This is a genomic window from Microcoleus sp. N9_A1 (assembly GCF_036701795.1).
Classification (GTDB): Bacteria; Cyanobacteriota; Cyanobacteriia; order Cyanobacteriales; family Microcoleaceae; genus Microcoleus.
Genome location: NZ_JAUBRI010000028.1, coordinates 66,761 through 80,441, shown reverse-complemented (window position 1 = coordinate 80,441; position 13,681 = coordinate 66,761). Strand labels below are relative to the sequence as shown.

Annotated in this window: 16 protein-coding genes; 5 read left to right on the top strand and 11 right to left on the bottom strand. The window is 43.7% G+C overall.

Annotated features, from left to right (window positions below; genetic code table 11):
• Positions 1 to 243: 243 nt before the first annotated feature.
• The 5 genes from QUA58_RS15290 to QUA58_RS15270 form a co-directional block, all read right to left on the bottom strand.
• A complete protein-coding gene (locus QUA58_RS15290) occupies positions 244 to 798 on the bottom strand; it encodes a transposase (protein ID WP_333394684.1) in 555 nt (184 codons plus the stop codon).
• Positions 791 to 1,294 carry a helix-turn-helix domain-containing protein gene (locus tag QUA58_RS15285; RefSeq protein ID WP_333257492.1) on the bottom strand — a complete coding sequence of 168 codons (504 nt, stop codon included), beginning with the start codon at positions 1,292 to 1,294 and terminating at the stop codon, positions 791 to 793. The genes QUA58_RS15290 and QUA58_RS15285 overlap by 8 nt, the downstream gene beginning before the upstream one ends.
• Positions 1,295 to 1,673: 379 nt before the next feature.
• Entirely contained in the window at positions 1,674 to 2,813 is a 1,140-nt protein-coding gene (locus QUA58_RS15280; protein ID WP_333257490.1) for a hypothetical protein, read from the bottom strand.
• A 510-nt stretch (positions 2,814 to 3,323) separates the two neighbouring features.
• A complete protein-coding gene (locus tag QUA58_RS15275; protein ID WP_333252406.1) occupies positions 3,324 to 3,641 on the bottom strand; it encodes a transcriptional regulator in 318 nt (105 codons plus the stop codon).
• Positions 3,619 to 3,957: a type II toxin-antitoxin system RelE/ParE family toxin gene (locus QUA58_RS15270; protein WP_333394687.1), complete on the bottom strand. Its 339-nt coding sequence runs from the start codon at positions 3,955 to 3,957 to the stop codon at positions 3,619 to 3,621. Before QUA58_RS15270 ends, QUA58_RS15275 begins: the two co-directional genes overlap by 23 nt.
• A 146-nt stretch (positions 3,958 to 4,103) precedes the next feature.
• Here QUA58_RS15270 and QUA58_RS15265 point away from each other — a divergent pair, with 146 nt between their 5' ends.
• Entirely contained in the window at positions 4,104 to 4,247 is a 144-nt protein-coding gene (locus QUA58_RS15265) for a hypothetical protein (RefSeq protein WP_333394682.1), read from the top strand.
• Between the two features lie 9 nt (positions 4,248 to 4,256).
• Here the strand turns inward: QUA58_RS15265 and QUA58_RS15260 are convergent, their stop codons facing one another.
• A complete protein-coding gene (locus tag QUA58_RS15260; protein ID WP_265239067.1) occupies positions 4,257 to 4,475 on the bottom strand; it encodes a helix-turn-helix domain-containing protein in 219 nt (72 codons plus the stop codon).
• Positions 4,476 to 4,642: 167 nt separating this feature from the next.
• Between QUA58_RS15260 and QUA58_RS15255 the strand changes: the two genes are divergently transcribed.
• Positions 4,643 to 5,116, top strand: a complete 474-nt coding sequence (locus QUA58_RS15255) for a hypothetical protein (RefSeq protein WP_333394681.1) — start codon at positions 4,643 to 4,645, stop codon at positions 5,114 to 5,116.
• A 145-nt stretch (positions 5,117 to 5,261) separates the two neighbouring features.
• On the opposite strand, the gene QUA58_RS15250 is transcribed toward QUA58_RS15255, so the two are convergent.
• The 4 genes from QUA58_RS15250 to QUA58_RS15235 form a co-directional block, all read right to left on the bottom strand.
• Positions 5,262 to 6,650: a UDP-glucose/GDP-mannose dehydrogenase family protein gene (locus QUA58_RS15250; protein ID WP_333394680.1), complete on the bottom strand. Its 1,389-nt coding sequence runs from the start codon at positions 6,648 to 6,650 to the stop codon at positions 5,262 to 5,264.
• 190 nt (positions 6,651 to 6,840) lie between these two features.
• Positions 6,841 to 7,779, bottom strand: coding sequence for a UDP-glucuronic acid decarboxylase family protein (locus tag QUA58_RS15245; RefSeq protein ID WP_333252410.1), 939 nt, complete (start codon positions 7,777 to 7,779; stop codon positions 6,841 to 6,843).
• 545 nt (positions 7,780 to 8,324) lie between these two features.
• Complete coding sequence (locus QUA58_RS15240) at positions 8,325 to 8,738, bottom strand: HNH endonuclease signature motif containing protein (protein WP_333394678.1); 414 nt, start codon at positions 8,736 to 8,738, stop codon at positions 8,325 to 8,327.
• 3 nt (positions 8,739 to 8,741) lie between these two features.
• Complete coding sequence (locus QUA58_RS15235) at positions 8,742 to 9,119, bottom strand: hypothetical protein (RefSeq protein WP_333394677.1); 378 nt, start codon at positions 9,117 to 9,119, stop codon at positions 8,742 to 8,744.
• A gap of 279 nt (positions 9,120 to 9,398) precedes the next feature.
• Here QUA58_RS15235 and QUA58_RS15230 point away from each other — a divergent pair, with 279 nt between their 5' ends.
• Both QUA58_RS15230 and QUA58_RS15225 read left to right on the top strand, forming a co-directional pair.
• Positions 9,399 to 9,668 (top strand): hypothetical protein, encoded by a 270-nt coding sequence (locus QUA58_RS15230; protein ID WP_333394675.1) that lies wholly within the window; start codon positions 9,399 to 9,401, stop codon positions 9,666 to 9,668.
• Positions 9,665 to 10,087, top strand: coding sequence for a putative toxin-antitoxin system toxin component, PIN family (locus tag QUA58_RS15225; protein ID WP_333394673.1), 423 nt, complete (start codon positions 9,665 to 9,667; stop codon positions 10,085 to 10,087). Before QUA58_RS15230 ends, QUA58_RS15225 begins: the two co-directional genes overlap by 4 nt.
• 109 nt (positions 10,088 to 10,196) lie before the next feature.
• Here QUA58_RS15225 and QUA58_RS15220 read toward each other — a convergent pair whose 3' ends face one another.
• Complete coding sequence (locus tag QUA58_RS15220) at positions 10,197 to 10,685, bottom strand: helix-turn-helix domain-containing protein (protein WP_333394671.1); 489 nt, start codon at positions 10,683 to 10,685, stop codon at positions 10,197 to 10,199.
• A gap of 534 nt (positions 10,686 to 11,219) precedes the next feature.
• Between QUA58_RS15220 and QUA58_RS15215 the strand changes: the two genes are divergently transcribed.
• Complete coding sequence (locus QUA58_RS15215) at positions 11,220 to 13,667, top strand: calcium-binding protein (RefSeq protein WP_333394670.1); 2,448 nt, start codon at positions 11,220 to 11,222, stop codon at positions 13,665 to 13,667.
• Positions 13,668 to 13,681: the final 14 nt, after the last annotated feature.

Sequence of the window (13,681 nt, the reverse complement as noted above, 5' to 3'; positions counted from 1 at the left end):
TTAAAACAGTCTACTAAACCTTGACTTAATGCTGAGACTTCTAAGGGCACGGCACGAGGGGTGCTCAGTTCAACAGCTGATGCAAATCCTTGAGACATACGGGAACCAAGAAGTGGGAATGCCCTCCAGTGTTACCTGATGTCAGCCTTGAAGCGAGGAAATCTAACAAACCTTTAGCATTGAACCTTTAACATCAGTATCTGACTTATTAATCTGTATCCTGAGCTACTATTTAACGTGCGCTTACCCTGCTATTTGATTAAGCCACGAAGAATGTTTGGGTGTATAATGGAAAACAATTTGATGTGTTGGGTCACTTAAAAAAACAGCGCGGGATTTCATGGATTGAAGTATGCCGCTTTTTCCCTTAATACCGAGGTCGATATCTAAGCCTTCTTTTTCGGCGACCAAACGCACCAGTGATTCAGATTGGTGAGTATTCAGACAATCCATAATTAGATGCCATTTTTGAGCATCAGGGTCAGTTTCAATGATGTGACGAATGTTGAGTAAAAAATCGGCTTCTGTTCTCGAATTTCCGCAAGTTGGCTCGATAATCTTACCCGTAGCAATATTTAAATTGGCTATCAATGTCTGCGTGCCATGACGAATATATTCAAACTCTCTTCTTGCAACTTTTCCTGGTCGCATTGGTAAGTCTTTCTCGATACGTTCAATAGCTTGAATCCCTGTCATTTCATCAACCGATATGGTGTGTTCTCCATCTTGACTGCGATTGAACGCAGTCAGATATAAACCTGTAATATCTTTAACTTTTGCATCAAATTCTTTATCCACAGGGGGGGGTTAACCAGTAGCGCGAGGCCTGTGGTTTAAGTTCTGCTTCTTCTAATAATCTGCCAACATGTCGGACTGATATACTTTCAATAATGCCTTGAAACATGATTTCCTCCGCCAGTTCTCTAGCCGTCCAATGACTTATTGGCCGTCCATAATCCGACGGTGAGGAACAGGCGAGTGCATATAACTCGGTTACTTGTTCCATGCTAAATTTTGCTGGTGCGCCAACACGTTCTCGATCTTGTAATCTTTGCAAAATCGATAAGTCTTTTCTCTGGCTCTCCAACCATCGGTTTCGCCATAAACGAGCCATCTGCCGGTTAATCTCTAGGCTTCGGGCTATTTCACGATGATTTTGACCATCAGATGCCATGAGAATGATTTTGGCTCGTAGCACGATCTGTTGCGGCGTGTTGTGTCTCTTGCTCAACTGGTGAAGTTGATGACGCTCGCCATCGCTTAATTTTAATGTTTTAGGCATTAATAAGGCCATATATGACTCCTTTATCACCTACCGAAACTGGTCTAAACTAACTATGTTAGTCTACCACAAATATAGTCTGTCTACTTACGCCGAGCTGTACTAGCTATCATAAATATGGCGAATTTAGAGATTTCTTATTAGAAGTAAATGGTGACAAAGAGCCTGATGATTGGTCAATTACTTGTATTTTATTTGCTCCAAATGCTCCCCAACAGAATCCCGTTGAAGATATTTGGTTACAAGCTAAAAATTTTTTAAGAAAGTATTGGTATTTATGTAGGTCTTTTAAGATTGTTAAATTTTTGTTTGATTTTTTTACTAACGAACATAAATTTGATTTCCCCAAAATACATAAATATACTTGCACGCAGAAAATTAATTAGGATTGTTATAGGTCTAGAAAATCATTTAGGATTGCTATATCAAATAAATACGATTCTAAATCCTTCCCCTGCAAATCGGCCAAAGACACCCAAATCACAATCGCCTCCGAAATTTCCGCCGCTACCCAATTAGCAATCTGCCGCAACAGTGTAGTTTTCCCCGCCCCCGGTTCCCCAATAATTCCTAACCGCTTCCCATTGCTTTTCGGGCTACTTCCTCCCCGCAAAACTTGCTCAAGAAACTCCCTATGTTCAAAGGTTTGAGTTACTTCCTTTTCCCGGTACAAATCTGAACCTTCCTCCGCCGCCAAATCCTCGTGTCGCTGAGTCACCTTGTGCCGTTCCACCAAACCCAGCGGCACATAAAAATCATCAATCTGATGGTTGCCAAAAGTGAGCTGATTGCTACTAAGCCGCTGCTGTTCTTTCTCGTCTAAAATCTGCTGACAAATACTCTGCCAGTCAATCGGTTGGTAAACAATGCGGCTCTTTTCGACAATCTCCTCAAGCCAAGCATACATCTCTTGGGTTGTGCTATCAATCCGCGTCAATGTTTGCCCGGTAAATATCTGAAAAACCTTTTCATTTTCCTTGATTTCCTGAGCAAAGTATGCTGACACCAAGGCAAACAACTCTTGCTTTAACTTCGTTTTGTAGGGTGCAACATCGCAATTTTCCAGAGCAACTTCCAGCAGTTTTTGGTTAACTTCTGTTACCCGATTCTGCTTTAACTCATCTGTCGCAGTCAGCAGCAATTCTATCTCATCTAAACCCTCAATCGGAATCCCAGATGGGACTGTTTCTTTATCAACCTTTTCTAATTCTAATTTGAGCTTTTCGAGCCTTCGTTTCAACCAATCAAAATCCCTGCGCCTGTCTTGCAGCGAATAGCTAAAACTATCTCGGTTATTCGTATTTTTCGGATCGATTTCCTGTTTGCATTCTGAGGCGATTTGTTGTTGAGCTTTCAGGAAAGATGTTTTGAGCGCTTTTTCTAAATCGTGATTGACAATTTTACCGTTTCGTGATACTTTTTTTATCCCCGTCAAACAGAGGTGCTTTGCTGCATCGTTGGCTTGAGTCCCAAGGATGGCTTGCCAAACAACTGTGAAAAGCCCTCCCAATAGTAGCGCTGCATCTATCATAAAAAAAACTCGGTAAGTGGGAAACTCAGAGACTTTAGTCCTGAGAGGAAAACGACCAGGCGGTTGAAACCGCCTTGAATCTTTCCATTACCGCCTTGGGATTGTTCGATTAGGTGTACTTTTGTAATGTACTTTCGATGGGACAATTACCACCTCAAACCTTACAACCCTGTACGCATAATGTTTGCTCTTGTGGAGCCTCCCTTACGGGGTGATGTTAGCTTCGTCAATGTTATAAGGGCTTGTTAGACCTGCAACACTGTTTCAGTGACTTTAAAACTGTTTAATTGCAGATGACAGAGCGGAAAACTAGCTTCGCATTCTCCGGTGTCGTGACCTAAATAACGTAGTCAGTTAAGACTTAGGCTGGTCAGAATAGCTTGATTCGAGACTTACTCGCGACCAAGCTCAGTGTCTTTAGACCTGAGTTCCTGACTTGACGGTTCTCCTAATTTCCGGTTTTGAACGGGTTAGTTTGATTGTAGGCGACTTTGGTTGCGATCGATAGCTTCAGGAATTTGTCTGCTTAACAGTCACCGTCAGTTGAAAACCGAGTGCATCAAGTAAAGCATTCAGACAGTAAATTTCTGCTCCTTTTTTCTCAGACAATAGTTCGCCCAGTTTTGCCAAAAGTGCTGTAGCATCTTCGGAGAGTTCATTCATTCTGTGACGAGAGTCAACAACATCATTTAATGCCAGCTTTAGCACCTCAAAATTGTCCTCTTCCAAGCAAGCCTCAATATAAGAAGCAGCTTCTAAAGGGTCTTTTAGAGATTCAATCAATTCTTCTTGATAGCTGATACTTCTAGATATTATCTCTACTTTCATAATCCCTCCAGTATTTTATGGCTTTGCGGATATCTTGTTCTTGAGTGCTTTTATCACCGCCACATAGAAGAAGTACAATTATTGGCCCTATTTGTCCAAAGTAGATCCGATAGCCAGGGCCATAGTCTATTCTCAATTCGCAGACTCCCTCTCCAACAAAGCTGCAGTCACCTAGATTGCCTAGCCTAACTTTGTTGAGTTTAGCCCGTATTTTAGCTTTAGCTCTGCTATCTCGCAACGAATTGAGCCACTCTGAGAAAAAATTTTTTCCATCTGCTGTTTGGTAATTTTGAATGTCTCTCGGTTGTACTTCCATTATGCCTGATACAAACGAATCTTGCTCGCGATTTTTGGCTCGGCTCATGCAATGCTTCGATGTGTGATCGCACAGCCATAACCCAGATGCTAAAATAGATTCTACTACATTTTAGAACCATAATCAACCCCAAAATCATGATTAATATGCCCTCGAAAGAAGAAAGCCACGAGATGCTAAAATGGCTCAACCGCAACAGACTAGATTTATTAGATTTTTATCGCAATCAATATGTTGCTTACAACGCCGAATTCCACCGCTTCAATCCAAATTTTATCGAATCCAGGTAAAACCTTCAACTACTTTTCCATGATGACCACAAAATCCTCAATCATCACATCAAAAGTGCGGGCCAACTTGTGCACTGCCGCAAAGTCAACCATCGCCATACCCTGAGAACGCGCATAATTGCTAATCGTACTGTACCCCACGCCCGATCGCTCCGCAACTTCCTTGAGCGTCCATCCCTTCTCGGCAGCCAACTCTCGAACCCGCAGCCTGACTAAGCCTTTGCTCATATTCACTATTTACAAAATTTTGGATTTAGTATAATATATCAAAAAGCGATCGCCCCCGGTCAGCGAAACTAAGGTTGATCGCCAGTTAAAATTAATCCCGACAGATAATTTCTGTCGATCGCACTTAGCAGAGATAGATTTAGCTACCACCACCAGATGCAACTACAATGATATCAGAAAATCAGTTAAGATCGTCGTCAGCGATCGGCGCCTCAAAAATCATTCACAAATCGTTGATGGTGAATCCGCGATCGAGATTTGTCACCGAAGAAACAGTGGCACTCCTGTTCAACATATCACCCGAACATATCTACCGGATCGAATGCTGCCACTGCATGGTATATGTTCACGCCAAAGGCCTCAGTCGATTTGTCAGCTACGCCGATTTCCCCCCAATCTTAGAAGTAAAACCAGCCTGCGCTCAAGATTTTCTCGGATGGTACAAACGCTGGAAACGCACCCAAGCACCAGAATTTTGGACTAAATTTTATGCGTACAACTTCAAAACGGCTGTTTCAGTTGACAGCTTACTGGAGTGGGGTAAATTAGTAGCTACAGTTAAATCCGTAATCTCTGCTTCAGCACTGCAACAGCTACGAGATGTTTACGCTCAAGAAAAAACATTGATGGAAAATTTTTAAAGCACGCGCGGCGGCTCAACCCGCGATTGTTGGTAGCCAGCAAATGTAAGGTGTTTTTCGGCGCATCCTACGGCTTAGAAATGCTCGTTTGTAAGGTGCGCTGCGGCGCACCCTACGAGATAGAGGTTCTGATCAAAACTCTTCTTTACCTTCCAATCCCCACATATTGGAAACCAGCCACTTCTAAAGCCTTTTTGTCTAAGAAATTGCGGCCATCAATCATCACCGGATGATTCATCAACTTCGCCATTTTCTCGTAATCTAAATTACGAAACTGTTCCCAGTCAGTCACCAACACCAAAGCATCGCAACCATCAGCCAGTCTTTCCGGATCGGTTTCCACCAAAACTCCCGACAAACCGTGACGCATCCCAGTTTGAGAAACAATCGGATCGTAAGCTTTAACTTTCGCTCCCAACCGATTCAAATTCTCGATTAAATTCAGCGAAGGAGCATCCCGCAAATCGTCAGTATCCGGCTTAAAAGTCAAACCCAAAAGTCCGACTGTTTTACCTTTAAGAATCTTCAAAACTTGCTGCAATTTCTCAATAGCAATCAAGCGCTGGCGTTCGTTCACTTCCACCGCCGCTCTGAGCAAATGCGCCTCGTAGCCGTAATCCTCAGCAGTGTGAACTAAAGCTGAAACATCTTTGGGGAAACAAGAACCGCCCCAACCGATGCCGGCTTGCAGAAACTTGTTCCCAATCCGTGAATCTAAACCGATACCTCGGGCAACTTGACTAACATCTGCACCGACGCGATCGCAAATATTAGCAACTTCATTAATAAAGCTAATCTTAGTCGCCAAAAAAGCATTAGCAGCGTACTTAATCATTTCTGCTGAACTGATATCAGTCATCACCACGGGCACCGCGGGCAAAGACTCATTTTCTGCAAACTTGCGATCGACAATCGGTTTGTATAACTGTACCATCATATCCATAGCCCGCTGAGAATTGCTGCCAAGAACAATGCGATCGGGATTAAACGTATCGTGAACAGCACAGCCCTCCCGCAAAAACTCCGGGTTGCTAACCACATCAAATTGAACACCAGTTTTTGCTGCTACTTCCTCACCAGTAACCCCGTCACCGCTTTGAGGTTTTTGACGTTCTGCTAAACCATCTAGTACAATTCTTCGCACCCAATCTCCCGAACCGATGGGCACTGTCGATTTGTTTACGATTACTTTGTAATCGCCGTCGAGGTGAGCTCCAATGCCGCGCGCAACCGCTTCGACGTAGCGAGTATCGCTTTCTCCAGTAGGCAAAGGAGGCGTCCCCACGGCAATGAATAAAATGTCCCCGTGAGCTACTCCTGCTGCCAAATCCGAAGTAAATTCTAGATTGCCCGACGCAGAGGCAGAAGACATTAATTCAGACAGTCCGGGTTCAAAAATAGGCGACTGTCCCGACTTCATTAATTTAACTTTTTCTTCGTTGTTGTCTACGCAAATAACGTGATGTCCGATGTGGGCCAAACAAGTGCCGGTGACTAAGCCGACGTATCCTGTACCGATGACGCAAACGTGCATACAAATGTCCTCAAAGTTAGTGAAAAGTTGACAGTTGACAGTTGACAGTTGACAGTTGTCAGTTGATAGTTGACAGTTCTTATTAGTCAGAGGGCAGATTGAGGAACCAAAAGGGAATAGGGAAGAGGGAAGAATGAAGAATGAAGAATGAAGAAGTAAAAATACTCCCCCTCTCCCCCTCTCTCCCTCTCTAATTGAGATTTCCCTCGATACGATTGCGAAAATCTTTGATAGTCAACTCTAAACCTTGATCCAGTGGCACAGTTGGCTCCCAACCCAACCAATTTTTAGCAAGAGTAATATCCGGTTGTCGCTGTTTTGGATCGTCTTGTGGCAACGGTTTGAAGATAATTTCCGCCCCTGGATTAATCATGTTTTGAATTTTTTGTGCCAACTCCAAGATAGTGTATTCGCCTGGATTCCCCAAATTCATCGGCCCGATTTGGTCGCTATTCATCAAACGAATAAATCCTTCCACCAAATCAGAAACGTAGCAAAAACTCCGCGTTTGGGAACCGTCGCCGTATACTGTCAGCGGTTGATTCCGCAAAGCTTGAGCAATAAAATTGCTCACTACTCTGCCGTCATTTTCCAACATCCGGGGGCCGTAGGTATTGAAGATTCGCACAACTCGAATGTCTACCCCATTTTGACGGTGGTAGTCAAAAGATAGGGTTTCAGCTACTCGCTTCCCTTCGTCGTAACACGATCTGATCCCGATACAATTAACGTTGCCACGATAATCTTCTGTTTGCGGATGTACGTCAGGATCTCCGTACACTTCGGAAGTGGAAGCGAGAAAGAATCTTGCTTTCACCCGTTTAGCCAGCCCCAGCATATTCATCGTGCCGATGACATTTGTTTTAATTGTCTTGACAGGGTTGTACTGATAGTGTATCGGGGAAGCGGGACAGGCGAGATGGTAAATCTGATCTACCTCTAACCGAATCGGTTCGGTGATGTCGTGGCGGATCAGCTCAAAGTAGGGGTTGTCCAGCCATTTGAGGATATTGCGTTTAGTCCCGGTGTAAAAATTATCCAGGCAGACTACCTCGTGTCCTTGGGCCATTAAGCGATCGATTAGGTGGGAACCGAGAAAACCCGCACCGCCTGTGACTAAAATTCTCATGGGGGAAACTGCCGTTCTGTTTAGGGGTAGGACTGGGGTACAAAAATTCAGTCGCTAGAATGAAACTTTCTAATAGAATAACAAAATTGCGATCGACAATGTAAAGACTTATGCGTCACTTTTATAAAATCTTTAATTAACTTAGCATTGTCAAATACTTTGAACCAAGTGCTATAATTCGCAAATGTAGGTAGCAATTTTTATTTAAGTTTCAATATTTCCGCAAAAATACTGTTGACAATAATTCTGTTTTGAGGTAATAGGTATTAAGTGTTTGTTATTTGTGATTGGTGATGCGATCGCTTCTGTCTTGAGTTATCTAAGAAAAGGCTGATTCCCTAGGTATGGCTACGCTTCACGGGCTTGTTTGAGAATAGGTTAATCCAGTTTATGTAAACAGGGCTGACGCGCGTCAGAGGGTAGAAACTGGGTTTATTCGTATATCTAGTTGAGAAAGCAAATATTTTTCAGAGAAACCCGGTTTATTTGGCCTTGGTCGCGATCGACTAACTGCGAAATTTCAATAGCGTTGTTCTTAGCCTTGTTTATGGATACCGTCCTATATCGATCAAAATTTGACGCTCAAGTATGCGATTTGGAGCATTGAGTTTGAGTAATCTTGAAGTAGCTTGACCAATCTGAGTGATGCCTTCTATTCTGGCATCATTAAGAACAAAATGTTCGTCCCATACCTGACGGCGTGGATGAAACAGAGGGACAATTTCATCATTAACTGGGTCTATAGTAGCTAAATCAGAACCTTTATAGCGGTTACAAGATAAACCAGAAAAAGCGAGATTCTCAGCACGAGTTTGACCGCAATGTTTTAAGGCAATAATATGGTCTACTTCATGGCTATAGATTGAAACATCTTGATGAATCAGGTAATATTCACAGTGTCCTGAAGCTCTTTCAATAACTAATCTGCGGAGTTCGGCAGAAATGGAAGTAGAAGTCATTTATCAAATCTCTGAATAGGCTCTTGCTTTTAGTAAAATCATCAGATGTTCTAGCTGCTCGTAAACATCTAATTCTGCTATTTCCATTTCATTGAGGATCGATTCGCGGTTTTTGTCAAGCAAAATTTGGAGGCGTATCTGAGCCTGTTGTGAAACCTTAAAATTAACAATGTCTTGTGGAATTGGACTCTTTATCAAAAAATCAAGAACTTCTTGATAAACTGCGGGAATATCGCCACTATGAGTGTTGATTTCCGGCTCAATAGTTGTGGGCTTTTTAGTTGGTTCTAGAAGTTGCCCAAGCAGTTCGGGCAAGCGATTTTGCAGGGGTTCTAGCCGCAGTGCTAGTTCGTCTGGAATTTGAAGGGTAATTGTTGCCATTTTTTTACTCACTGACGCTCTAATCTAATCCTAGCAGATATAGAAGTGCGATCGCGAAATTGGGCACGCGGGCACTCGCACGCAGTCAAACACCCATGATTTCACTCGGCTGAGGGGATTCCCGATCGGGATAGCTGCGCTTCACGCATTTCTTGGGAGGGGCGCGATCGCAAGTTTTTGCAGTTTCAGTTTTGTGAGATTGTCGAAGTAAAATATGCTAAAATTAAGATGAATTTATTTGTGCAGATTTGAGCGATAATTGACAAGGAGTTTTGAACAATGATCGAAAATGTTGTTGTTAAGGTCAATCCCGATCGCAAATTTGAGTTTCCTCCAGAAATTACAGACAAACTTCGGGTAGGGGATGAATACAAGGTATTGGTGACAGAAGGGGAAATCGTCTTGAGAAAAGTTGAAAAGCCCTTAGTAGATTTAGATGAGTTTTTCAACAGCCTGGATCAAATGGATCCCGATCCCAATCATTTGAGTTTGCAAGAGATTAGTGATGTTGTCAAGGAAATGCGAAGAGAAAGACGGTCTAATCAATGAAAATTGTACTAGATATTAATGTTTGGATATCAGGTTTTTTGTGGTCGGGAGTTCCGAGTCAGATATTGCGTTTGGCTCAAAATCAACAAATTACTGTATTCATATCTGAAACTTTATTGCAAGAATTGGAAGAAGCGTTAGGGCGTGCAAAATTTCAGATGCGAATACAGCAACGTGGTAAACCTGTGGATGTTTTGATGTCTGTAGCAAAACAGTTATCTAATCTTTGTGATGTAACTCCCGTAGAAGTCCCCGAACTGCGCGATCCAGATGATGCTATAGTTCTAGCAACGGCTTTGGCTGCAAATGCTGAGGCGATTGTGACTGGCGATCGCGATTTACTGGTATTAAACGAATTTAGCGGAATTCCTATTGTGACACCGCAAGACTTTCTCAGTCGTTATTTTCCTAGTGCTTAATGATCTAAGTGGTTTGATTACATTACTATCAAAGTGTAAAAGTAAGGGCGATCGCACTTCCTGATTTTAGTCGCTACACGCTACCAATCTGTTGATTTGTGGCAAAATTTTAGTTAGCGTTGTTATCGTTGAGGTCTGGATTTTGTATTGACAATTCTGAAGGTAGCGGTACAGTTATTTGTAGGTATACACCAATTTTTATTTGATTGTTCTCAAAAGTTATATTAGTTACGTTAACTTTACTATTCTCAGATAAACTGTCTTGAATAGGTAATTTAGCAGGTGGCTTAGTTTTATATCCAGCATCCTCAAGCCATTCAGCAATATTTCTCCAGTTTTCTATCTTTTCAATGCCTTTACCCACAAAGGCTTTAACGTATTTATAAATAGTGGCACAGAGGTCAGTTTCAACACCCTTGGGATTCTTTTGCAGCTTTTCGGCGATTTCAGCGGGACTGTAGCCACAAAGCAGCCCCCGCAGGTGCAGCTTTTCGACGGGGGTGAGAGGCTTTCCCTTAACGGCGGCCAAGTCTGCGTACAGAGTTTTTAGATCCCAGCGGCTTTCTGCTTCGACGAAGCGATCGTTTGTGGATGCCATAGATGGGTGTCTCTAAATTTCCTGATGGGATTATAACATAACTCCTGATGAGTGTCAGTTTATTTCCAGACTCAGCTAGCGTATGATAAGTAAATGCTAAAGCGCAAGTAATGAAATTTAAAAGTCAAAACCTTTGTGGGAGGGCTTTTTAGCCGTAACTGACTACAATTAGCAACCCGACAGGGGGGTAGGGCTGAACTTTGGTAAGTTTCTCGCTTTGACTCTAGTTTCGGCCACTGCCAGTAATTTTTTTAATTTATTTTCTGGGATTTTGCATAATTTTCTGGATTTGCCCCTGATAAATAAATGGGAGGCTGCAATGCGCCTTCTGCAGACTGAGTTCTTTGTGAGTGCGATCGCGACGAAAGCTTTGCTATGCAATAGTTTTGCTTAGATAGCAAATCTCTGACTTGGCATAAATTTAGGGCGATCGCAGGATCTAAAAATACAGGCTAGCAAGTCATTTTTTCAGAAATGGAGAAAGACTTGTAGCTCGAATAGGGATAAATCTAGTATTCACACGGAGATTGCAACATGAACATTAATGGAACGTTGGCTGACGATACTCTCAATGGCACCCCCGATGCAGATTTAATATTTGGACAACAAGGCTCTGACTTAGTGTTTGGCCGTGATGGAGAGGACTTAATCTACGGCCAGCAAGGAGATGACAAGCTATACGGTAATGAGGGTAATGATACCGTCTACGGTGGCAAAGGTAACGATACAGTTTACGGCGGCAAAGGTGACGATCGGCTATTTGCTAATGCTGGAGATAACTTGATATACGGCAACGAAGGCGAGGATACAGTTGATGGCGGAATAGATAACGATACAGTTTACGGTGGTAAAGGTAATGACAGCTTGTTTGGCAACTTCGGGAATGACATTCTCTATGGAGATAAGGGAGCAGATACATTAACTGGGGGGAATGGTAACGACACTTTTTTTATTGGTAAAAATACTGGGGGTACTGAGCTTTCGGATGCCGATTTGATTGTTGATTATACAGAGGGTGAGGATGTAATTAAGTTAAGGAACGATCTTGCCTTTGATGACCTCAAGATTTATGTGGGCACAGGGGTTAATGCTGGCTACACGATTATTCAGGATGAGTTAACAGGGCAATATTTGGCAGTTTTGGAGGGTGACGCCAGATTGACTATTGCTGATTCTAGCGGGATTGTGAGTCTGACGCCTGCGCCTTTGCCGACTCCGACGCCTGTGCCTGTGACGACTCCGACGCCTGCACCGACACCTGCACCGACACCTGCGCCGACTCCGACACCTGTGACGACGCCGACGCCTGTGACGACTCCGACACCTGCGCCGACTCCGACACCTGCACCGACACCTGCACCGACTCCGACACCTGCGCCGACTCCGACACCTGTGACGACTCCGACGCCTGCGCCGACTCCGGAGCCTTCAATCACCCCAACTCCGACGCCTGCGCCGACGCCTGTGACGACTCCGACGCCTGCGCCGACGCCTGTGACGACTCCGACACCTGTGACGACTCCGACGCCTGCGCCGACGCCTGTGACGACGCCGACGCCTGTAACGACTCCGACACCTGTGACGACGCCGACGCCTGTGACGACGCCGACGCCTGTAACGACTCCGACACCTGTGACGACGCCGACGCCTGCACCTGTAAAACCGACAGCGTTTGATGAAAAATTCTACCTGGTCAATAATTATGATGTTGCTAAAGCCGTTTTGACTCGTCAAGTGAAAAGTGCTTTGGAACACTACGAGACTGTGGGTAAAGCTCAAGGTCGGGCTAGCGCTCCTTCCCAGGTAAGCACTTTCAACATTACATTCGACTATCGGTTTGATACTGATGGGTTCTTCAATGACCCCAACCGCAAAGCTACTTTGGAAGCAGCAGGAGACTACTGGGAATCTGTCATCCTAGATGAATTTCCCAATATTGCCACTGGTACCGAGTTTTGGGTACCAAATCCTCAAACTTCAAAATTGGAAAAGGTCGTTTTAGATAACGAAATCGACGATGTGTTGGTATTTGTCGGGGTTCGACCTATCAGGAATTTCGCGGTTGGAGTAACCAACAGCTTTGGTGCTGGTTATAAAGATGAAACCAGTTTTTCGTATGTTTTGCCCGATCGAGTAAATGGAGTCAATTATGAACCTTATTTAGGAAGTATTTCCTTTGGTTCTGATATTGCATATAGTGTTGACAAAACTCCATATGACTACAGCGATACTCCCAGTGAAAATGGTAATGAGGCTAGCCTTTTTATCACTGCCACCCATGAACTGGCTCATGTACTGGGGTTTATGGGGTCACCTATAAATAGTGCCCGAGTTAATGGTACATCTTTTAATGGTGTCAACGCCAAAGCTGTTAATGGAGGCAATCCCATTCCTGTAAGCAGTGCAACAGACATAACTCATTTAAGCAATATTACAACACCATCAGGCGTATCATCTCTGATGGGTAGTGGCGGTGGTGCATTTGCATATATCCCCACAAAAGTTGACTTGGCAATTTTGGCAGATATTGGCTACAAATTTGACGGATTTACTGTTCAAGATTCAACGCCAACCACTGCAACTGAGGGAGATGATAAAGTCCTGGGCACAAGTTTACCTGATACTCTCAACGGTTTAGGCGGTAATGACAGCATTTACGGTGTCTCTGGCAATGATAGCCTGATTGGAGGTGCGGGCAATGACTTGCTCTATGGTGGTGGAGGTCAGGATACGTTTTTCTTTGGAGCAGCAAATGGTCAAGATCAAATCAATGATTTTGTAGTGGCTGACGACAAAATTCAGCTAGCGGCTGGTTTAGGTTTTAGCAGTGGAGCTGATGTTTTAGTCCCTCGTCCTGGAACCTTCTTTAATGCCCAGGTTACTGGTGGAGGGCTGTTTTCTGACATCACTATCAGTGCTGGGAATAAAATCCGAGTCTTCCACGACCAACCTCTGACTGCCGCGAATTTTACGATCCTCTAGTCTAGTCGTCAGAC